Origin of the sequence: Lentibacter algarum (assembly GCF_040580765.1) — a bacterium.
Taxonomy (GTDB): Bacteria; Pseudomonadota; Alphaproteobacteria; order Rhodobacterales; family Rhodobacteraceae; genus Lentibacter; species Lentibacter algarum.
Genome location: NZ_CP158687.1, coordinates 1,590,915 through 1,610,485 on the forward strand (window position 1 = coordinate 1,590,915; position 19,571 = coordinate 1,610,485).

Consider the following 19,571-nt stretch of genomic DNA (forward strand, 5'->3'; position numbering starts at 1 on the left):
TCACCCCCCCGTTTTGCGCCTCTCAGGGAGAAAGTTAATGGCTAAAATTCACGATTATGACGGCCCCATTCTTGAGATCGACAAGCTCTCGATTTCCTTCTTCACCCGCCTGCGCGAAATCCCTGCTGTCATGGACTTTTCAGTCAAGGTCGCACCAGGCGAAGCCGTTGGTCTGGTTGGAGAATCTGGCTGTGGCAAGTCCACAGTCGCCCTGGGCGTCATGCGCGATCTGGGCAAGAATGGCCGCATCGTCGGTGGCAGCATCAAGTTTAAGGGCCGCGACATGGCATCCTTAAGCGATGACGAGCTCCGCGACATTCGCGGCAACGAAATTGCTATGATTTATCAAGAGCCTATGGCCTCCCTCAACCCCGCCATGAAGATCGGCAAGCAGCTCATGGAGGTGCCGATGATCCATGAGGGTGTCTCTGAAGACGAAGCCTACAACCGCGCCCTTGAGGTGGTTACCGACGTCAAACTCCCCGACCCCGCACGCATGCTCTCCAGCTATCCACACCAGCTTTCAGGCGGCCAACAGCAACGTATCGTGATCGCTATGGCATTGATGTCAAAGCCTTCCTTGCTCATCCTCGATGAGCCAACCACTGCACTTGACGTAACTGTGGAAGCAGCTGTCGTGGAGCTTGTGAAAGATCTGGGCAAAAAATACGGCACCTCGATGCTGTTCATCTCGCACAACCTCGGCCTCGTCCTCGAAACATGCGACCGTATCTGTGTCATGTACTCGGGCGAAGCTGTCGAACGCGGCGATATCGAAACGGTGTTCAACAACATGCAACACCCTTATACTCAAGCTCTTTTCCGGTCTATCCCGCTTCCAGGAGCGGACAAAAACGCGCGCCCGCTTGTCGCTATTCCAGGCAATTTTCCATTGCCCCATGAGCGCCCAAAAGGGTGCAACTTTGGCCCTCGCTGCGACTATTTCGAGGAGGGCCTCTGCGACAAAGAGTTCGTCCCGATGTTTGCCGCAGATGAAGCCGGTGCTCATGAGACTCGCTGCCTCAAATTCCAAGATATCGACTGGAACGCACCCCTTGTCGCCGCTGAGACAAAGACCAAGGGTGAGATCGGCGAAGTCGTCTTGTCCATGAAAAACCTCAAGAAATATTACGAAGTGGCCGCGAACGCCCTCTTCGGCGGAGGCGAAACTCGCGTGGTCAAAGCGAATGAAACCCTCAGTTTTGAGGCTCGCGAAAGCGAGACATTGGCCATCGTGGGTGAGTCTGGCTGCGGTAAGTCGACCTTTGCAAAAGTGCTCATGGGGCTTGAAACAGCAACAGACGGCACGATTGAACTCGACGGCAAAGATATCGGCAGCATTCCCATCGAAAAGCGTGGCTCCAAGACGGTTGCCGATGTGCAGATGGTTTTCCAGAACCCTTTTGACACGCTCAACCCTTCCATGTCGGTGGGCCGCCAAATTATCCGCGCGCTTGAAGTGTTTGACATTGGCGACAGCGATGCCGATCGCCGCGAACGTATGCTCAAGTTGCTTGACTTGGTGAAGCTGCCTCGCGCCTTTGCTGACCGCATGCCGCGCCAGCTTTCGGGCGGCCAGAAGCAGCGCGTCGGCATTGCCCGGGCGTTTGCAGGCGATGCACGTATCGTGGTCGCCGATGAGCCCGTATCGGCTCTCGATGTGTCAGTTCAAGCCGCAGTCACAGACCTCTTGATGGAGATTCAGCGCGAACACAAAACCACGCTTCTGTTTATCAGCCATGACTTGAGCATCGTACGCTATCTATCTGATCGTGTTATGGTTATGTATCTTGGCCATGTGGTCGAACTTGGCACAACAGACGAAGTTTTTGCGCCGCCATACCACCCTTACACTGAGGCCCTGCTCTCTGCTGTGCCAATCGCAGACACCAGCATCCAGAAAAAGCATATCGTACTTGAGGGCGATATCCCTTCAGCGATGAACCCGCCCCCTGGCTGCCCGTTCCAGACACGCTGCAACTGGAAGAGCAAGGTTGCAGGGGGCCTCTGCGAGAAAGAAGTGCCTCCCGTTAAGGACATGGGCAACGGACATCAAATCAAATGCCACTTGAGCGACACAGACCTTAAGGAAATGGAACCCGTGATCAAGCTCGCAGCGGCAGAGTAAATCAGAAAGAGCCGCCGCCGAGCGGCTCTTTTTACGCACGCATAGTTACACCTGTAACTTTATCCTTGATGGTTACAAAAGCAACCTTCATGACTCATTCCAACGCAAAAAAGGAACGTCTCATGAAAATCGAACAGATCCATCACGTCGCCTACCGTTGCCGTGACGCCAAAGAGACCGTTGAGTGGTACAGCAAAATGCTCAACATGGATTTCATTCTCGCGATCGCTGAAGATCACGTTCCCTCAACACATGAGCCGGACCCTTACATGCATATTTTTATGGATGCAGGGAACGGCAACGTCTTGGCCTTTTTTGAACTGCCCACCAAACCAGAAATGGGCCGCGATCCAAACACGCCAATCTGGGTGCAACACATTGCTTTTAAGGTAAAAGATCGGGCCGAACTCCTCGAATTCAAAGAACATCTAGAAGCCCAAGGCGTTGACGTTCTGGGGGTCACAGATCATTCGATATTCCACTCGATCTACTTCTTTGATCCAAATGGCCACCGTGTCGAACTCGCCTGCCCTGACCCAGCTGAAGACGCGCTGCTCTCCAAGTTGGATGCCGTCAAATGGGATATGCTCGAAGAGTGGAGCCGCACTAAAAAGGCCCCAAAACATGCTGAGTGGTTGCACAAGAAAGAGCTGTCAAAAGCCTGAAAAAAGGGGGGGCCGTTAGCTTCCCCAGATCACTTTGACGTAGTTGCGCGTCTCTTTGAAGGGTGGCACGCCACCATATTTTTTCACAGCGCCCGGCCCAGCATTGTAGGCGGCAAGCGCCAGCCGCCAAGAGCCAAACTCTTGATATTGTGTCTTTAAATAGCGTGCGCCGCCTTCTAGGTTTTCATAAGGATCATGCGGATTGACCCGCAGCGCGCGCGCTGTACCAGGCATCAACTGCGCCAGACCCAAAGCGCCTTTGTGGGAGCGTGCATTGGCATTCCAGCCGCTTTCCTGCTGCACCAAGCGCAGGAAAAGGTCCACAGGAACACCGTGCTTTTGCGCAACCGTCTTGGCCATTTTTACATAAGGCCCCTTCTGGCGCCCCTTATAGGGCTTAAACTCCTGAATGCCCCATTTTGTCGGTGCCTCAACTTTTGCGGGCTGCAGCCGAACAGAAGCCGAATACTGCGTTTTGGCGCGCGTATCGAGAATACGGGTCTGGGTTTTAAAATGGGATTTACCTTGCTTGGCACCGAACAGATCAGCCCCCGCCTGCAAAGGCAGCAGCGACGCCATAACAGCCACGCAGAACATCCATTTACGCATATAAACTCTTCCCCAAGATGTTGGCTGCACGATAAGGAATATGTCGCGAATATCCAGCCCCGTTTGCTTTTGCCCCCGAAATTGCAGTTTCCCGCTCATTTATCTCAAGTTTTATGCTTTCATTAACCCCGCCGTGGTGGTGTAAGCTCTGTCAAACACCAGATAGATTCTCAGAAAGGCGCATCATGGCAGGCTCGGTAAACAAGGTCATACTCATCGGTAACTTGGGACGCGACCCGGAAGTGCGTACTTTTCAGAACGGCGGCAAAGTGTGCAACCTGCGCATCGCGACATCCGAGAACTGGAAAGACAAGGCCACAGGCGAACGCCGCGAGAAAACAGAATGGCACTCGGTTTCTATTTTCTCAGAGCCCCTGGCCCGTATTGCTGAGCAATATCTGCGCAAAGGTTCCAAAGTCTATATCGAAGGCAAGCTGCAAACCCGCAAGTGGCAGGACCAGTCAGGCGCAGACCGCTACAGCACAGAGGTTGTTCTGCAAGGCTATGATGGAACGCTGACAATGCTGGATGGTCGCAACGATGGCGGCAATGGCGGCGGCGGTGGCTCGATGGGCGGCGGCAACTACGGCGGCGGTCAGGAAGATCGTTTTGGCGGTCCGTCAGAGCCACAGCAAATGGGCAACAACTCTGATTTTGACGACGAAATCCCTTTCTAAAAGCTACTCGGGCAAAGCCCCGATTAGACGCTGATATTCCTGAGTGGCAAACCGATCGGTCATGCCGCTCAGGTAATCGGACACAATCCGCGCTGTCGCTGTGCGGTCCCCCAATGCATCGTTGAGCGCCTCATGCCACTCCTCTGGCAAAACCTCTGGCGTTGCGAGATAACCTTCAAATAAGCCCTCAACAATCAGAGACGCCCGCGCCCGCATAATCACAACAGTCGGAGCGCGATACATCCGTTCAAACAAAAATGCGCGCACCAGCTTCAAATCAGCCCAAAGCTCTGGCGAGAACTGAACCAAAGGCCGCCCTGCCTGGCGCACATCACGCGCACTCTCAGCCGCAACCTCTGACGCAATCGCTCGGCTTGTTGCAATGACATCTTCCACGAGCACCCCAAAGAAGCGCCGCAGTGCCTCATGTTGGCGCCGCGCGGGCTCAAGCGAAGGATAGCGCGCGTCCACCTCGCCAAAGCAAGCCCCCACAATCGGAAGGTCGAGCAGATCCTCAACCTCAAACAGACCTGCGCGCAGGCCGTCGTGAATATCATGGTGATTATAGGCAATATCATCTGCGAGTGCCGCGACTTGTGCCTCTGCACTCGCATGTGTGTGCAGCTCAAGATCATGCACAGCATTGTAGCCCGCCAAAGCGTAAGGCACGGGCTCAAGAACGGGGCCATTATGCTTTGCGATCCCTTCAAGGCACTCCCAAGTCAGGTTTAGCCCGTCCCACTCTGCATAATGGCGCTCAAGGGATGTCACAATGCGGATCGCCTGAGCATTGTGATCAAACCCGCCAAAAGGCTGCATCAAAGCGTCAAGCGCGTCCTCGCCAGTATGGCCAAAAGGAGTGTGGCCCAAGTCATGCGCCAGTGCGACTGCCTCGGTGAGTTCCGAATTGAGCCCAAGCGCGCCGCAGATCGTGCGCGCCACCTGTGCCACTTCAATAGAATGTGTCAGACGCGTGCGATAATAATCGCCCTCGTGTTCCAGAAAAACCTGCGTCTTGTGTTTCAAACGGCGAAACGCACTGGAATGGATGATCCTGTCTCGATCCCGCTGAAAACAACTGCGAAAAGCACTCTCTCCCTCGGGATAAAGCCGCCCGCGCGTGTCTTGTGGTCGGCTGGCAAAGGAGGCCATCTCAAATTGCATCTCGTCTCATCCTTGCCGCCAGTGATTTCGCCCCATATATATTGCATCAAGCCATTAGGTAAACCCGCTAGCCCGCAAGGATCCGAGCACATGTTCGTCCCCCCCTCCGTCACTCCGAAAGCCTTTGAACAACTCGCCGTTATCGGCGCGAGCAAAGAGGGCAAAGCCCTGCGCGTGGCCGTCGAAGGCGGTGGCTGCTCGGGCTTTCAATATGAGATCAAACTTGACGATCCAGCCGCCGACGACCTCGTGCTTGAAGGGGCCGGCGAAAAAGTGGTGATCGACGAAGTCAGCCAACCCTTTCTGACGGGGGCCAAGATCGACTATGTCGAAGAGCTTATCGGAGCACGCTTTGTCATCGAAAATCCGAATGCGTCAAGCTCTTGTGGCTGTGGCGTTTCTTTCTCGATGTAAAACTTAGCTTAGCGCCAAGAGCTTAGCTCCCTGCGCGGGCAAAATGCGCAAAAAACTGGCCAAACTCTGGATAAGCGGCCTCCGCCGATAAAAGATGAGCATAGGCTTCATGCGCAAGCTGGCCTTCAAGCTCGCGCCGCATTGTGGCCCAATCCTCAACACGGCGGTCTGCGAGGTGATAAAGATGCTCCGAGAGCGCACGCAAAACGCCCCTATGGCCACGGGACTTGCGGAAAAGCATCCGCTCTGGTGATAAATCCTGCACAAAACTATCACGCCCAGTTGCCATAGCGAGCCAGTTACACGTCAGGTATTCATGATAGTCGTCAATCGGGGGGCTTGTTTCAGCAATGACTTGGAACTGCGCAGAGACAGCGTGCACCCAATCTTCCCACATTTCGGGCACGGTCTGGCGCGCCGCACGTAGCGCTAGACAGACCTCTGCCAGCAGATCGGCATTTTCATCAATCAAAGCAAGCGTACCAGCAAACATCAGGCTGCGTACGGCCTCCGCACCGATATCTGGGTCGCGTCGGCCATAGTCGCTCAGATAAAAGACAATATGGGTCAGCTCGTAAGCTGCCTTTTTGTTGGGCAATGAAAATGTTGCGCTGTGAGAGATAAAGCGGCGTAGCCGCGCACTCAAAGCCTCGTCCAATTTCATCTCGCCAATTCCACCACGCGCCAAAAGCCGCGCTGCCTCGGCACGCTGCAAATCACTCAGCTCCGCATCCACGAGCTGCGCCTCATGGGTCCAAGCACAAAGCGCTGGTCCCTTCTCCCCCTCAAAGCCAAGCGCCTCAAGATCAAGCGTGATCGAAAGCAAAAACCGATAGTATTGGGGGAAAAACCTGAGGCGGTTTTCAACATCATGGTAAAATACTTCATATGCACTCAAAGCCTGCGCAGTGAGCCGCTTGCCAGATGTTTCATGAACATTCAGAAATTCGGCGTTTTCCTTAAGCCAGAATACGTCATCCCCAATACGACGATGACGGGCAAAGCACTGCGCGAGCGCACTTTGCTGGCTCCCCTCATCAAGCTGCGGCTTTGCAAAATCAAAGCTAATGACGTCGCCCATTGATCTGCCTCATTTGTCTTTAAGAGTAGGCGGGAGGCGCATGTTCTCCCGCCGAGGAGAGCGTGGGCGCATGGCGCAAAGCCACTCGCCCAAGCACTTTGGTCTCAGTTGTCAGAGCAGCAGATAAAGAGCTCTACAGCTTCCCCAGTCATCGCATCCGAGCCTGACGGGTCTGAGCAGCAAATATAGGCGCCAGTTGCATCGCCCATCAGAGCATCTGAGCCCGCAGGATCCGAACAACAAATATACGTGCCTGTAGCATCGCCTGTCATTGCATCTGTGCCACGTGGCTCAGAGCAGCAGATCGTCATTTCTGTCCCCGCACCATCAAAGATGCTCGCTTCAGTTACGTCAGATTGCAGTGTGGTTGTTTTACGAAGTGCAGACATTTGGTTCCCTCCAGGTTGTCATAGGTTCAGCATTAACTACCTTTGGTTGTTTATCAAGATATTTAAATCTACTTTAGGTTGTTATTAAGACCGCATCATAAATACCTGTTTTTAAGCCATAAATACTTCCAAAAGCCCCACCATAAAGGCTGAACAGACGATTTTTCTTTGCTTCCACAGCTTCAAAACCGCTCCGTATTTTCGCCCACCGTGGCTCTGGCGGCGCGGTGATTCTTCGGCTACACCTAGGCCATCACAAGAGCAGGCAGACCTCATGAAATTCGCGACCTTCAACATCAACGGTGTCAAAGCCCGTATCGACACCCTCCTGACGTGGCTCAAGGACGACGCCCCCGATGTGGCGATCCTCCAAGAGATCAAATCTGTCGATGAGGCTTTCCCCCGTGACGAGATTGAAGCGCTCGGCTATCAGGTCGAAACCCACGGCCAAAAGTCCTTCAACGGTGTCGCGCTGATCTCAAAGCTTCCGCTCGAAGACATCACGCGTGGTCTCCCCGGCGATCCCGAAGATGAACAGGCCCGCTATATCGAAGCGACAGTGATCGGTAAGAAAGCCCTGCGCATCTGTGGCCTCTATTTGCCAAATGGGAACCCTGTTCCAGGCCCAAAATATGACTACAAACTCGCGTGGATGAAGCGCCTCCAAAAGCGCGCCGAAGAGCTGCTCGCGCAAGAAGAGCCCTTTTTCATGGCAGGTGATTACAATGTGATCCCGCAAGACGAGGATGCCGCCAAACCTGAAAGCTGGCGCGAAGACGCGCTCGCCCTGCCCCAGAGCCGCGAAGCCTTTCGCCAGCTGCTCGCCCTTGGCCTCACTGAGGCCTTCCGCGTTCAAACCCAAGGTGGTGGACATTACTCTTTCTGGGATTACCAAGCAGGCGCGTGGCAGCGCAACAACGGCATCCGCATCGACCATTTTCTGCTCAGTCCCGAATGCGCCGACCTCATGGTCAAATGCGAAATTCAAGCCGAACTGCGCGGCCGCGAAAAACCGTCAGACCATGTGCCCGTCTGGCTTGAGCTTGATCTTTAAGTGAGACTCTCACGGTAAAACGCCACAAGCTGCGCCGTCGAGCTGTCAATCTCTGCCTCAGCGCCCTCGAGCAAAGGCTGCAAAGCCATGGCCAACGCCTTACCAAGCTCTACACCAAACTGGTCAAAAGAATTGATCCCGAGGATTGCTCCCTCAACAAAAACACGATGCTCATAAAGCGCAATAATACGTCCTAGCATCAGAGGGGTAAGCTTTTCATAAGCCATCGTCACAGAGGGTCGATTGCCCTCGAAGACGCGTTGTGGCTGGTCATGGTCTCGCCCAAGCATCAGAGCTTGTGACTGTGCGAAGCAATTGGCCACCAAAAGGGCATGATGATGGGCAAGTTCAGCCTCATGGCCCTGCATTGCCACCAAAAACTCCGCAGGTACAATCTGCGTACCTTGATGTAAAAGCTGGTAAAATGCGTGTTGTCCGTTTGTGCCGGGTTCGCCCCAGACAATCGGCCCAGAGCCAAAGGAGAGCGCCTCCCCCGTCTTGCTCACGCGCTTGCCATTACTCTCCATTTCAAGCTGTTGCAAATAGGCAGGCAGCCGTGAAAGCCGTTGGTCATACGGCAGCACAGCGCGGGTTTTATAACCACACACCTGATGGTGCCAAAGCCCGACAAGCGCATGGATTACAGGCAAGTTATCCGTTAGCGGCGCTTGGGCAAAATGCGCGTCCATTTCGGCAGCCCCCGCCAGAAACATGGCAAAATCCTCAGGTCCAATGGCCAGCATCAGGCTCAAGCCAATCGGTCCCCACACCGAATAGCGTCCACCCACCCAGTCTTCAAAGCCAAACACCCGCCCAGCCGGAATGCCAAAGGCGGCCGCTTTATCTTCTGCGCTCGAAATCGCTACAAAATGAGCCGCAGGTTCTGCCACGCTCTTCGCCATCCAGCGCCGCGCTGTCTCCGCGTTCGTCATTGTTTCGATGGTCGTAAACGTCTTTGAGGCCACCAGAACAAGTGTTGTCGCCGCATTCAGCCCCTTTAAAACATCATGAATATGCGCTCCATCAATATTGGAGACAAAATGCAGCCGCGGCCCATCACTATATGGTGCAAGCGCCAGCGAAGCCATCGCAGGCCCAAGATCAGAACCGCCAATCCCGATGTTCACTACATCCGTAAACTCTCCTGCGCGCACCTCGCGGGCAAAATCAGCCATCCGCGCCAGTGTGGCGCGCACCTCGGGCATCACATCGACGCCATCCACCTCAATCACAGCGTCAGGCCCCGCACGCAACGCAGTATGCAAAACAGCACGGCCTTCGGTTGTGTTGATCTTTTCACCCGCAAACATTGCGTCACGTGCAGCTGTAACGTCTGCCGCCTCTGCCAAGTCAATCAGCGCCGCAAAGCTCTCCTCAGTCAGCGCCGTTTTAGAAAAGTCATAGAGCATTCCACACGCGCGGCGGCTCATCCGTTGAGCACGGCTTCTATCCCCCTCAAACAGCTCGGCAATCTTGCCGCGTGCCTTGCCTAACGTAAAGACACGCGCCCATTCTGCCGCAACCTGCGCCGCATTCATGGCGCCCAATGCACAGTCGTGCCCTCAAGTATTGCATTCACCGGTGCCTTTTCAGGCGGCAAGGTCGCCGCTCGTTCCAAAGCCGCGCGCTTATCGGCACCAATAATAACAAGGTGCTTTCTCAAAGCGCCGTTCAGAACATTGGCCGTCAATGTCACACGCGGCTCAGGTTCGCCTTCAGCCTCAATTGGGGTGAGAAGAGCGGTCGTCTGGTCACTGAGCGCTTCACAAAGGCCCTTGGCGCGCGGAAAAAGAGAGGCCGTATGCATATCCGCGCCCATCCCAAGCAACAAAACAGAGATCGGCAGGCAGGGCAAAATAGTGCTTTCCACCTCGGCCAATGTTTCGTCTGGGCGGGCTGCTCCAGTGTAATATGGATGAAAGACAGCCGATGCCGCACGTCCCTGCAACAGCCGCTCACGGATCAGACGCGCGTTGGAACGCACATGCACCTCTGGCCGCCAGCGCTCGTCCGACAACATCACATCAACGCGCGACCAGTCTATATCCGCCGCACAAAGCGCATCAAAAATCGGCCCCGGCGTGCTGCCACCTGGCACAACAAAGCTCGCTCGCTCTTCATGTAGGAGCACATTCTCAAGCTCACCAGCAAGCAGATTAGCCACGCCCATAAAGAGCAGGTCATCATCGGGGTAAGTTTCTAAGATCATTCCTTAATCTCCCTCCAGCGGCGCCCGTCACGGTGCATCAACATCAGCGCATCATCAGGCCCTGCACTATCAGGCTCATAGGGCAGCGGAGCCTCGCGCCGCTCCTCCCAGCCCGCAATAATCGGATCGGTCCAACGCCATGCCGCCTCGACCTCGTCATCGCGCATAAAGAGTGTCTGGTTGCCACGGATCACATCCATAATCAGCCGTTCATACGCGTCAGGGACATCCTCGCCGTCAGGCCCAAGGGCCTCGGCAAAGCTCATGTCCAGTGGCACATCGATCAGCCGCATACCGCCTGGCCCTGGTTCCTTGATCGTCACACCAAGCTCGATGCCCTCATTGGGCTGCAATCGAATGCTCAATATATTGCGGTGACGCCCTGCATCATCTCCAAAGATGTTATGCGGCGTATCCTTGAAAACAACGGCAATCTCGCTCGCGCGGTTCTTAAGTCGCTTCCCTGTCCGAAGATAAAACGGCGTGCCCGCCCATCGCCAGTTTGAGATATGGGCCTTGAGCGCAATAAAGCTCTCGGTTGTGCTGTCCTCATCGCCCACATCGTCAAAATAGCTCGCATGGTCCTCATCCCCGCCATACTGCCCGCGCACGTAATCCTTAGGCCCAACAGGCTCGAGCGCCCGAATGACCTTGAGCTTCTCGTCGCGAACCGCATCAGGCTCAAACCGCGCAGGCGGCTCCATCGCGATCAGGCACAAAAGCTGCATCAAATGGTTTTGCACCATGTCGCGCATCGCGCCCGAGCGGTCATAGTATTCGCCCCGCCCTGCTACCCCGACAGTTTCGGCCACTGTCACTTGAATGTGGTCGATATACTGGCTGTTCCAGAGCGGCTCAAACAACATATTCCCGAACCGGACGGCCATGAGGTTCTGAACGGTCTCTTTGCCAAGATAATGATCAATTCGGTAAATCTGGCTTTCATCAAAATGCCTCGCCAAGGCCGCGTTGAGGGCCTTGGCGCTTGCCAGATCACGGCCAAACGGTTTTTCAACAACGATACGGGTTTCTTCCCCCGCCAGCCCGTATTTGTGCAGGCGCTTGGCGAGATCCTCAAAGAGGCTCGGTCCGACCGAAAAGTAAAACGCACGAGTTGCACCACGCGCGCACAGCGCCTTGAGGGCTTCCCACCCCTCACTGCCGCGTGCATCCAATGTCACATAATCAAGCCGCGCAACAAATGCTTTATAGTCGGAGGCTTTGGCCCCCTTGACGCGTGCAAATTCCTTAAGTGCCTCTAAAACAAACGCCCGAAAGCTTGCTTCGTCATGGTCTGACCGCGCCGCGCCAATCACACGCGCCTGATCAGGCATCTGCCCCGCATGAAAACGGCGAAACAGGCTGGGCAAAATCTTACGGCGCGCAAGATCCCCCGTTGCGCCAAAGATCACCAGATCAAAATCATCAACAGGAATGACGCGCGATACCATAAGATAGCCTTGTGAATACTTCTTGGCTCGGAGGATAACAGGCTTACGCGCGTTCACAATGGCGTGCGCCCCAACATCCGCCCTTTTTTGCGCAGACGCCTTGGGGTAGCCACAGAGAACACAGAAAATACGTTAGGTTTCGCATGGAAGACTTCGCAGCTCAGGCCAATACACAACAAGCCAACTTGGGAAAATTCCAAGACCCCCACGTGACAGCCAAAGGCGAGGCGCGCGCCTCCGTGGCGCTGACCAAGCCGGAGACGCTCTGGTTCAACACAGGTACACTCTGCAACATCACCTGCGCAAATTGCTATATCGAAAGCTCTCCCACCAACGACGCCCTCGTCTACATGACCCGCGCAGAGGTCGAGCCTTATCTTGAAGAAATCAAAACACTTGGCTGGCCGATCACAGAGATCGCCTTCACGGGCGGCGAGCCTTTCATGAACCCCGAGATGATCGGTATGATGGAAGCGGCGCTTGAGGCTGGTTTTGAAGTTCTCGTGCTCACAAACGCCATGCGCCCGATGATGCGCAAATCCGTTCAAGCGGGCCTCCTTAAGCTTGCAGAACAATATCGCAACAAAATGACATTCCGTATCTCGGTTGATCACTGGTCCGCCAAGTTGCATGACGCCGAGCGCGGCAAAGGCGCGTTCAAACGCACGCTTGAAGGTATGATCTGGCTGCGCGATCACGGCTTCAACATGGCGGTCGCTGGCCGCATCGCCTTTCACGAAAACGAAGAAGAGGCCCGCGCAGGCTACGCTGCCCTTTACGGCGAGCACTCCTTCAACATTGACGCCCAAGCTCCTGGTAAAACAGTTCTTTTCCCTGAAATGGACATGAATGTTGAAGTCCCTGAGATCACAACAGAGTGCTGGAGTATCCTGAACAAATCACCCGAAGATGTGATGTGTGCCTCCTCGCGTATGGTGGTGAAACGCAAGGGCGCTGACGTACCCGCGGTGCTCGCTTGCACGCTTCTTGCCTATGCCCCCGAGTTCGAATTGGGAAGCACGCTTGAAGCGGCCAGCGGCCCCGTACAACTCAATCACCCTCATTGCGCCAAGTTCTGCGTGCTGGGTGGAGCCTCCTGTTCGGCCTAGGGCGTGCTCACAATCCCGCCACCCACAGCCGCGCGCACACCCGTTGTGCTCTGGCAAGACGTGGGCAGCCCACGCGCCACGCGCACCGCAAGATACCCAAAAGCCTGCGCTTCCAGCATGTCGCCGTTAAGCCCCGTCTCGTCAATATTGCGAACAGGGCAATCCAGCGCTGCCGCGAGCATTTCCATCATTATGGGGTTCAGGCGCCCGCCGCCCGTCACCAAAACCTCAGAGGGCGCTTCGGGCGCATGGTCCATCGCCTGCAAAACAGACGCTGCAGCCATACCTGTCAGGGTCGCCGCCGCGTCGGCGTCCGACAATTCCAACACGAGTTCGCGCATCTCGGCAAAAGCGTCACGATCAAGCGACTTTGGCGGCATGCGATAAAAATACGGATCGGCAAGAAACAGCTCGAGAGCTCCCGTCTCGACAGTTCCCTTGCGCGCCAGTGCCCCACCTTCGTCATAAGGCGTGCCAAGCCGCTCATTGCACAAATCATTGATAGGCGCATTTGCGGGCCCTGTGTCAAAAGCAAGCACAGCCCCCTCTGCCTCAGGCTTTTCAATGCGCGGATCGACAAAAGTGATGTTGCCCACGCCGCCAAGATTGAGAAACGCGACAGGTGCCTCATACCCTAAATACCGCGCACAAGCGTGATGGAAAAATGGCGCGAGCGGCGCGCCCTCCCCGCCCAATTCAACGTCCGAGGAGCGAAAATCCCAAACAACCGTCTTCCCCAAAGCCTCCGCCAGCGCCGCACCATCGCCCATCTGGTGCGTGCCCCGCCCACGCGGCTCATGCGCCAGCGTCTGTCCGTGAAAGCCGACAAGCTCAGCGTCCGTACCGCTCAAAGCCTCCGAATGTGCTCGCTGCACAATCTCAAACGCCGCCTCTAGCCCCGCATCTTCATGCCATTTGCCCAACGCCTCGCGCAAAACACGATGCTCTTCAGGGCTGTAGCTCCGATATCCCGTCGCACCAAAGCCAAAGATCTCCTGACCGTCCGTTATGACTTCAGCCACATCAACCCCGTCCAGAGACGTGCCGCTCATAGCGCCAATCGCGCGCAAACCTGTGCCCGCCTGAATGCCCTTAATCATGGTCTTTTCCTTCGCCCATGAGCGCTCTATACAAGCGCCAAAGCAGCCAAGGAATATCAAAATGACCTATCACCCAAAATCGGAATTCATGCGTGTCATGATGGAGCGCGGCTTTCTGGCCGATTGCACCGATTATCAGGGCCTTGATGAGGCCATGGTTGCGGGTATTGTCCCAGCCTATATCGGCTTTGATGCCACGGCCAAGTCGCTGCATGTGGGTTCGCTGATCCAGATCATGATGTTGCGCTGGCTGCAAAAAACAGGCCATAAGCCAATAACGTTGATGGGCGGCGGAACCACAAAGGTGGGCGATCCATCCTTTCGCGCCGACGAGCGCCCGCTCCTGACCGATGCACAAATCAACGACAACATCGACGGAATCAAACAGGTCTTCGCCAAATACGTCGACTACAACGAGAGCGACACTGGCGCGCTCATGCTCAACAATGCCGAGTGGCTGGATGGCCTGAATTACCTTGAGTTTCTGCGCGACATCGGTCGCCACTTCTCGGTGAACCGTATGCTCGCCTTTGAAAGCGTCAAGAGCCGCATCGACCGCGAGCAGAGCCTGAGCTTTCTCGAATTCAACTACATGATCTTGCAAGCCTATGACTTTCTTGAACTAAATCGCCGTTACGGCTGTGCTCTTCAGATGGGTGGTTCCGATCAATGGGGCAATATCGTTAACGGGATCGACCTCACGCGCCGCGTGATCGGGACCGAAATATATGGCCTGACATCGCCCCTTCTGACCACATCTGATGGCAAAAAGATGGGCAAATCCGCTGATGGCGCGGTCTGGCTCAACGCCGACATGCGCAGCCCCTATGAGTTCTGGCAGTTCTGGCGCAACACGACAGATGCCGATGTCGCCCGCTTCCTTAAACTCTACACAGAGCTGCCCATCGCCGAATGCGAGCGCCTCGGCGCACTGGAAGGCTCCGCGATCAACGATGCCAAGATCGTCCTCGCAAATGAAGTGACAACGCTCTGCCACGGACGCGCTGCGGCTGAGGCTGCCGAGGCTACAGCCCGCGAAGTCTTTGAGCGCGGCGGTGTCGGCGAAGAGCTCACCACTGTGGCGCTGCCCGCCGCTGATGTTCAAGACGGCATCTCTGCCGCACAACTCTTTGTGCGCGCGGGCCTTGTTGGGTCTGGCAAAGAGGCAAAGCGGCTTATTTCCGAGGGCGGTGCACGTGTCAACGACGAAGCAGTGACAGAGGCAGGCCAAATGTTCTCAGCGGAAGACATTGCCGCGACGCTCAAGCTCACAGCCGGCAAAAAGCGCCACGCACTGGTCAAGCTCGAGGGCTAAGCCCTTCCTCTTTCCTGAAATATCTCGGGGGGAGACTTCAAATGTCTTAAGACGTTTGAAGTTGGGGGGCAGAGCCCCCCACGGGTCGGCGCAAGCCGAAATCCCTGATTTTATGACGAAAGCGGACGGATCTTGAACTTGGTGATCCGATTGTCCGCACGTTCCTGAACCGTAAAGCGGAAGCCGTGAAAGGCAAAGACCTGCCCCACTTCAGGGATCATCTGAGCCTCATGGATCACAAGCCCCGCGACAGTGTTGGCGTCCTCATCCGGCAGAGACCAGTCCGTCGCGCGGTTGAAGTCGCGAATGGTCATCGCACCGTCCACATAAAACACCCCGTCCTCGCCCTTGGTCACCGAGTGTTCGGCGGCGGGGTCATGCTCATCGGTGATCTCGCCCACAATCTCTTCCAAGATGTCTTCTAGCGTGATCAATCCCTGCAGGACCCCGTACTCATCCACCACCAGTGCAAAATGCGTACGGCGGCGCAAGAACTGGCGCATTTGTTCATCGAGAGTTGTCGTTTCAGGTACAAAGTACGGCTCCATAGCCACTTCAGCGATATCAAACCCGTTAAACGCCGCCTCAACGGTTCCTGCAGCCACCATGTGCTTATGCATGGAGCGCAAGAGGTCTTTGGCGTGGATCACACCAATGATATTGTCTTGCTCGCCGCGATAAACGGGCAAGCGTGTGTGATTGCTGCTCAAACAACGATCCAAAATTTCCTGCGGCTCAAGGTCAGCATCGATCATCTCGATCCCGGAACGATGAAGCATGATCTCCTCCACGGCCCTCTCTGCCAAATCAAGCGCACCCAGAATACGGTCACGGTCTTCCTTCTCAACGATCCCTTCGGAATGCCCAAGCGAAAGCGCCCCTGCAATTTCTTCCCGCACAGCAAGAATATGGCTATCAGGGTCGGCCTGAATCCCGAAGAGACGCAGCAAAAGCCTTACGAACCAACGCACAGCACTCACAACAGGCGAGAATACCAAAACAACGATCCGAATAGGCGCCGACACGAGACCCGCAGCACGCTCTGCATTGGTGATCGCGTAGGTCTTGGGCAGCACTTCGGCAAACACCAAAACAAGCATCGTCATGACCAAAGTCGCCATTGCCACGCCACTTTCGCCAAAAATGGCGGTAAAAAGCGAGGTCGCCAGCGAGGCTGCGAGAATATTCACAAGGTTGTTGCCCAAAAGAACAGAGCCGATCAGCCGCTCGTTGTCCTCGGTGATCTCAAGTGCGCGCTTGGCGCCTGAGTTGCCCTTATCGGCTTGATTTCGCAGCTTGCCCCGCGAGGCCGCCGTCAAAGCGGTTTCGCTTCCTGAAAAAAAGCCAGACAAAACCAGCAAAAAGGCAATCGCCCCAGCCGTTATCCAATACGCCCCATCAGATGAGGCCACAGTCGGATCCATTGATCCCTCCACATAAAGTCCATTGCTTATGAAGCCTTTGCAGGCAGAAATTCAAGAGCCAAGGCACGCTTTGCGGCCCAGTTGCGGCCCGTTCGCGTCAGTCTTTGGCCATCGGGTGATGATTGAGCACCAGATCTGCGAGCCGCTTTTCTAAAACATGGGTATAAATTTCGGTCGTCGCCACATCCGCATGGCCCAGAAGCGTCTGGATCGCTCGTAAATCCGCGCCATTGGCTAACAAATGTGTCGCAAACGCGTGGCGCAGCTTGTGCGGGCTCACTTTCGCAGGGCTTATCCCAGCCACCACAGCAATTTCCTTGATCAAAAGATAAAAGCGATGCCGCGTCATATGCCCCGCCTTGCTTTGGGTCGGAAAAAGAAACCGCGAGACAGCCTGCCCCTTAGCGCGCGCACCCTCTTCGGCTGCATCGCGCCGCACAAGCCACTCCTGCAACAAAGCGCGCGCGTCGGGCGAAAGCGGCACAATCCGCTCCTTGCCGCCTTTGCCCATAATCAGCAAATACTTTGGATCGCCCCGCGCCGCTGCTACAGGCAAGCTAACAAGCTCAGTGACGCGCATTCCCGTGGCATAGAGCAGCTCCATCAAACATCGGTTGCGCAGCCGCTCATGCGCGCCGCGTCCAACTGCCCCCGCACTCTCCAACAGACGGCCGACCTCATCCTCAGATAGCACCTGCGGCAAAGCCTTGCTGCGCCCTGGCCCGCTGATCTCAAGAGCGGGGTTATCCTCACGAATGCGCTCTTCATAGGCAAAACGGTAATACTGTTTGATCGCCGAGAGCCTGCGCGCGCGAGTCGACTTGGCCAGCCCCTCGGCATCACAGGCAATCAAATAGGCTTCGATATCGGGCTTCCCAAGGCGCTCAGGCGCATGCCCGTTGTGGCCACACCAGCCCAAAAAGCTGTTCAAATCCCGTGCATAAGCCTCAAGCGTATTCTTGGCCGCGCCCGCTTCTGCGGCTTTTGTCTCCAAGAACATACCCAGCCAGTCACGCATCTCAAAACTGCCGCTTCATCAGCATCATCTGCAAGCTCGCGCGCCGCACAACGTCTTCCAGCCCCATTTGGCGCAAGCCCGCGATTCCACTCTTGAGCGCACTCAAATCTCCGCCAAGCCCAGACGTCATCTGCTTGGAAGCGAATAAAATAGCCTCACCCAACTTGCCTTCATCCAAAAGAGCGCGCAGCGCAGCACTCGCCTCCGCTGTTGAAAACCCCTCTTCTATCGCAACGGCCAGCGGATCAGAAAGAGCGGCAGCGCCCTCTGGCGCACCAACGGCCAGACTGGCCAAAAACATACTCTGCATATCTGCTGCCGGGCGCGCAGCTTCATAATCAGCGCTCAACAATGTCAGATGAAAGCGCAAAAGCTCGCCCTCCGGTGTCAGTGTCGCTCCAACAAGTTCGGGCACATAAATCTCAGCCAAAAGTGGCGTCAGCCCGTACGCGCCTAGCTCGTCCTGTACGGCAACTAATGCCGCGCTCAAAACATCTGGCGTGCCGTCTTCTAGAGCCGCTTCCAGACGCTGAACTGCGCGCGCCCGTTCCCAGACACCACCTGAAGCAGATGGCTTGCGCTCGGTATAAAGCCCAAGCAGCACATTCGCTGACAACGCGCCATTGCGTACCAGCCGTTCTGCCGCCTCAAGCTGTGCCTTCCAGCCCGCAAGCTCCCGCAAATCCGTCACCGCAAACGCAACAGGCAGGCTGGCCGTCGGCAATGCATTGCCCACTGCCTCATAGAGCCTAAACTCAAGAGGGCTAATATCACGCGGCGGCGCCAAACTCGGCGCATCTTCCGCATATTCAGGATCTAAAAACGCCAGCAAAAGCCGCCGTTCTGTGTTGCTGAGCAAACCTAAGGCATCCGCAGTATCAAACAAAAACGCAGCACCCTCCCAGTCTTCTCCCCGCAGCGCACAGAATATCTGCGCCGCATAGTCACTGGAGAGTCCACGTTTGGCATTGAGCAAGGTACATGCCTTATCTTCAAGCCCCGCCAGAAGCGTCAGGTCAAACCAAAGCGCAAAATGCTCAGGACTGGCCAGTGGCAACCCCTCAACAAGCGCCTCTGCGGGCTCGATGGCCCCAAAAGCGCGCAGCGTATCCGCCCGTGTCGTCAAAAACGCTTCGGCGCTTGCCCCCTTTGGCGGCACAGATTCCGCAAGCAACAAAGTATAAAGCAGCCGCTGCAACGCCGTTATGCTTCTAAAATCAGCTGTCGCAATCGCACGAGTAAGGTCTGCCGCGTCACTGCGCGCCCAAAGTGACTCTGGCAAACCCGTCACCGCACTGCCCAAAAGCCCCACAGCCACAATGTCGCCTGCCTCGCCAATCGATTTCACACTGACATCAGGCGCGCTCGCACTCGCACTCACAGGTGGCTCGGTGACATTTTCAGGCGCAATTCTCACGGGGGTGGTTTCTGTCAGCCACTCAATCGCAGACAGAGGCGCCTCCGCTTTGAGCGGCAATGCGCCCAAGAACAGGCAGAAAGCCAGCTTAATTCGCATCCAGCTCCACCGGAATGCGAATCTCTTCAGAGGTTGGAGCAAAATCCGCATCAAAAATCGGCCCAAGATAGGCATAGACCAAGAGCGCAACAAACCCCAGAATGATCAAATAAAACAACCATTTGAGAAGTTTACCCATATGCTCTCCGCCCTCGCTTTATCGCGTTTGCTCCACTTTATATCTGGCATTTCGGCAAAGATCACGCCATTCAGGCAGACAATAAAACAAAACTGCAAACAATGGCCGA

General features: G+C 55.7%; 19 protein-coding genes. 7 read left to right on the forward strand and 12 right to left on the reverse strand.

Translation table 11 applies throughout. The features are described from left to right. The first annotated feature begins 37 nt into the window (after window positions 1–37). Together DSM117340_RS07745 and DSM117340_RS07750 are read left to right on the forward strand one after the other, a co-directional pair. The gene (locus tag DSM117340_RS07745; RefSeq protein ID WP_089890789.1) at window positions 38–2,128 is read left to right on the forward strand and encodes an ABC transporter ATP-binding protein; all 2,091 of its coding nucleotides are present in this window, start codon (window positions 38–40) and stop codon (window positions 2,126–2,128) included. Window positions 2,129–2,250: 122 nt separating this feature from the next. Then, complete coding sequence (locus DSM117340_RS07750; protein WP_089890786.1) at window positions 2,251–2,793, forward strand: VOC family protein; 543 nt, start codon at window positions 2,251–2,253, stop codon at window positions 2,791–2,793. Between the two features lie 15 nt (window positions 2,794–2,808). Here DSM117340_RS07750 and DSM117340_RS07755 read toward each other — a convergent pair whose 3' ends face one another. Beyond that, window positions 2,809–3,402 carry a lytic transglycosylase domain-containing protein gene (locus DSM117340_RS07755; RefSeq protein WP_089890783.1) on the reverse strand — a complete coding sequence of 198 codons (594 nt, stop codon included), beginning with the start codon at window positions 3,400–3,402 and terminating at the stop codon, window positions 2,809–2,811. A gap of 185 nt (window positions 3,403–3,587) precedes the next feature. On the opposite strand from DSM117340_RS07755, the gene ssb reads away from it, so the two are divergent. Then, window positions 3,588–4,079, forward strand: a complete 492-nt coding sequence (gene ssb, locus DSM117340_RS07760) for a single-stranded DNA-binding protein (RefSeq protein WP_089890780.1) — start codon at window positions 3,588–3,590, stop codon at window positions 4,077–4,079. Window positions 4,080–4,082: 3 nt separating this feature from the next. Here ssb and DSM117340_RS07765 read toward each other — a convergent pair whose 3' ends face one another. Next, window positions 4,083–5,243: a deoxyguanosinetriphosphate triphosphohydrolase gene (locus tag DSM117340_RS07765; RefSeq protein WP_245724417.1), complete on the reverse strand. Its 1,161-nt coding sequence runs from the start codon at window positions 5,241–5,243 to the stop codon at window positions 4,083–4,085. A 90-nt stretch (window positions 5,244–5,333) separates the two neighbouring features. On the opposite strand from DSM117340_RS07765, the gene DSM117340_RS07770 reads away from it, so the two are divergent. After that, the gene (locus tag DSM117340_RS07770; protein ID WP_089890778.1) at window positions 5,334–5,657 is read left to right on the forward strand and encodes an iron-sulfur cluster assembly accessory protein; all 324 of its coding nucleotides are present in this window, start codon (window positions 5,334–5,336) and stop codon (window positions 5,655–5,657) included. Window positions 5,658–5,679: 22 nt separating this feature from the next. Here the strand turns inward: DSM117340_RS07770 and DSM117340_RS07775 are convergent, their stop codons facing one another. Both DSM117340_RS07775 and DSM117340_RS07780 read right to left on the reverse strand, forming a co-directional pair. Next, window positions 5,680–6,738, reverse strand: a complete 1,059-nt coding sequence (locus DSM117340_RS07775) for a hypothetical protein (protein ID WP_089890775.1) — start codon at window positions 6,736–6,738, stop codon at window positions 5,680–5,682. 104 nt (window positions 6,739–6,842) lie between these two features. Then, a complete protein-coding gene (locus DSM117340_RS07780; RefSeq protein ID WP_089890773.1) occupies window positions 6,843–7,127 on the reverse strand; it encodes a DUF6749 family protein in 285 nt (94 codons plus the stop codon). Between the two features lie 274 nt (window positions 7,128–7,401). On the opposite strand from DSM117340_RS07780, the gene xth reads away from it, so the two are divergent. Beyond that, window positions 7,402–8,181 carry an exodeoxyribonuclease III gene (xth, locus tag DSM117340_RS07785; protein WP_089890771.1) on the forward strand — a complete coding sequence of 260 codons (780 nt, stop codon included), beginning with the start codon at window positions 7,402–7,404 and terminating at the stop codon, window positions 8,179–8,181. Here xth and pgi read toward each other — a convergent pair. The 3 genes from pgi to zwf are packed head-to-tail and all read right to left on the reverse strand — an operon-like array spanning window position 8,178 to window position 11,841. Continuing rightward, window positions 8,178–9,719 (reverse strand): glucose-6-phosphate isomerase, encoded by a 1,542-nt coding sequence (gene pgi / locus DSM117340_RS07790; protein WP_089890768.1) that lies wholly within the window; start codon window positions 9,717–9,719, stop codon window positions 8,178–8,180. The genes xth and pgi overlap by 4 nt on opposite strands. Then, window positions 9,716–10,390 (reverse strand): 6-phosphogluconolactonase, encoded by a 675-nt coding sequence (pgl, locus tag DSM117340_RS07795; protein ID WP_089890765.1) that lies wholly within the window; start codon window positions 10,388–10,390, stop codon window positions 9,716–9,718. Before pgl ends, pgi begins: the two co-directional genes overlap by 4 nt. Continuing rightward, window positions 10,387–11,841 (reverse strand): glucose-6-phosphate dehydrogenase, encoded by a 1,455-nt coding sequence (zwf, locus tag DSM117340_RS07800; RefSeq protein ID WP_089890762.1) that lies wholly within the window; start codon window positions 11,839–11,841, stop codon window positions 10,387–10,389. Before zwf ends, pgl begins: the two co-directional genes overlap by 4 nt. A 143-nt stretch (window positions 11,842–11,984) precedes the next feature. Here zwf and DSM117340_RS07805 point away from each other — a divergent pair, with 143 nt between their 5' ends. Continuing rightward, window positions 11,985–12,950, forward strand: a complete 966-nt coding sequence (locus DSM117340_RS07805; protein ID WP_089890757.1) for a radical SAM protein — start codon at window positions 11,985–11,987, stop codon at window positions 12,948–12,950. Here the strand turns inward: DSM117340_RS07805 and DSM117340_RS07810 are convergent. Next, entirely contained in the window at window positions 12,947–14,050 is a 1,104-nt protein-coding gene (locus DSM117340_RS07810; protein ID WP_089890754.1) for an anhydro-N-acetylmuramic acid kinase, read from the reverse strand. The genes DSM117340_RS07805 and DSM117340_RS07810 overlap by 4 nt on opposite strands. 61 nt (window positions 14,051–14,111) lie before the next feature. Here DSM117340_RS07810 and tyrS point away from each other — a divergent pair, with 61 nt between their 5' ends. Further along, the gene (gene tyrS, locus DSM117340_RS07815; RefSeq protein WP_089891641.1) at window positions 14,112–15,365 is read left to right on the forward strand and encodes a tyrosine--tRNA ligase; all 1,254 of its coding nucleotides are present in this window, start codon (window positions 14,112–14,114) and stop codon (window positions 15,363–15,365) included. 110 nt (window positions 15,366–15,475) lie between these two features. Here the strand turns inward: tyrS and DSM117340_RS07820 are convergent, their stop codons facing one another. From DSM117340_RS07820 to DSM117340_RS07835, 4 genes are all read right to left on the reverse strand, one after another. Continuing rightward, complete coding sequence (locus DSM117340_RS07820) at window positions 15,476–16,789, reverse strand: HlyC/CorC family transporter (RefSeq protein ID WP_089890750.1); 1,314 nt, start codon at window positions 16,787–16,789, stop codon at window positions 15,476–15,478. A 97-nt stretch (window positions 16,790–16,886) separates the two neighbouring features. Further along, window positions 16,887–17,807 (reverse strand): site-specific tyrosine recombinase XerD, encoded by a 921-nt coding sequence (locus DSM117340_RS07825; protein WP_277017650.1) that lies wholly within the window; start codon window positions 17,805–17,807, stop codon window positions 16,887–16,889. Window position 17,808: 1 nt separating this feature from the next. Next, a complete protein-coding gene (locus tag DSM117340_RS07830; RefSeq protein WP_089890742.1) occupies window positions 17,809–19,323 on the reverse strand; it encodes a hypothetical protein in 1,515 nt (504 codons plus the stop codon). Further along, complete coding sequence (locus tag DSM117340_RS07835; protein WP_177170662.1) at window positions 19,313–19,462, reverse strand: hypothetical protein; 150 nt, start codon at window positions 19,460–19,462, stop codon at window positions 19,313–19,315. The genes DSM117340_RS07830 and DSM117340_RS07835 overlap by 11 nt, the downstream gene beginning before the upstream one ends. Between the last annotated feature and the right edge of the window lie 109 nt (window positions 19,463–19,571).

Bases quoted from the DNA above. Each gene is read 5' to 3' on its own strand.
- DSM117340_RS07775 (WP_089890775.1), bottom strand. From the start codon at position 6,738: ATGGGCGACGTCATTAGCTTTGATTTTGCAAAGCCGCAGCTTGATGAG.
- DSM117340_RS07750 (WP_089890786.1), top strand. From the start codon at position 2,251: ATGAAAATCGAACAGATCCATCACGTCGCCTACCGTTGCCGTGACGCC.
- DSM117340_RS07835 (WP_177170662.1), bottom strand. From the start codon at position 19,462: ATGGGTAAACTTCTCAAATGGTTGTTTTATTTGATCATTCTGGGGTTT.
- DSM117340_RS07770 (WP_089890778.1), top strand. From the start codon at position 5,334: ATGTTCGTCCCCCCCTCCGTCACTCCGAAAGCCTTTGAACAACTCGCC.
- DSM117340_RS07805 (WP_089890757.1), top strand. From the start codon at position 11,985: ATGGAAGACTTCGCAGCTCAGGCCAATACACAACAAGCCAACTTGGGA.
- DSM117340_RS07765 (WP_245724417.1), bottom strand. From the start codon at position 5,243: ATGCAATTTGAGATGGCCTCCTTTGCCAGCCGACCACAAGACACGCGC.
- DSM117340_RS07825 (WP_277017650.1), bottom strand. From the start codon at position 17,807: ATGCGTGACTGGCTGGGTATGTTCTTGGAGACAAAAGCCGCAGAAGCG.
- xth (WP_089890771.1), top strand. From the start codon at position 7,402: ATGAAATTCGCGACCTTCAACATCAACGGTGTCAAAGCCCGTATCGAC.
- DSM117340_RS07745 (WP_089890789.1), top strand. From the start codon at position 38: ATGGCTAAAATTCACGATTATGACGGCCCCATTCTTGAGATCGACAAG.
- pgl (WP_089890765.1), bottom strand. From the start codon at position 10,390: ATGATCTTAGAAACTTACCCCGATGATGACCTGCTCTTTATGGGCGTG.
- tyrS (WP_089891641.1), top strand. From the start codon at position 14,112: ATGACCTATCACCCAAAATCGGAATTCATGCGTGTCATGATGGAGCGC.
- DSM117340_RS07780 (WP_089890773.1), bottom strand. From the start codon at position 7,127: ATGTCTGCACTTCGTAAAACAACCACACTGCAATCTGACGTAACTGAA.
- pgi (WP_089890768.1), bottom strand. From the start codon at position 9,719: ATGAATGCGGCGCAGGTTGCGGCAGAATGGGCGCGTGTCTTTACGTTA.
- DSM117340_RS07810 (WP_089890754.1), bottom strand. From the start codon at position 14,050: ATGATTAAGGGCATTCAGGCGGGCACAGGTTTGCGCGCGATTGGCGCT.
- zwf (WP_089890762.1), bottom strand. From the start codon at position 11,841: ATGGTATCGCGCGTCATTCCTGTTGATGATTTTGATCTGGTGATCTTT.
- DSM117340_RS07830 (WP_089890742.1), bottom strand. From the start codon at position 19,323: ATGCGAATTAAGCTGGCTTTCTGCCTGTTCTTGGGCGCATTGCCGCTC.
- ssb (WP_089890780.1), top strand. From the start codon at position 3,588: ATGGCAGGCTCGGTAAACAAGGTCATACTCATCGGTAACTTGGGACGC.
- DSM117340_RS07820 (WP_089890750.1), bottom strand. From the start codon at position 16,789: ATGGATCCGACTGTGGCCTCATCTGATGGGGCGTATTGGATAACGGCT.
- DSM117340_RS07755 (WP_089890783.1), bottom strand. From the start codon at position 3,402: ATGCGTAAATGGATGTTCTGCGTGGCTGTTATGGCGTCGCTGCTGCCT.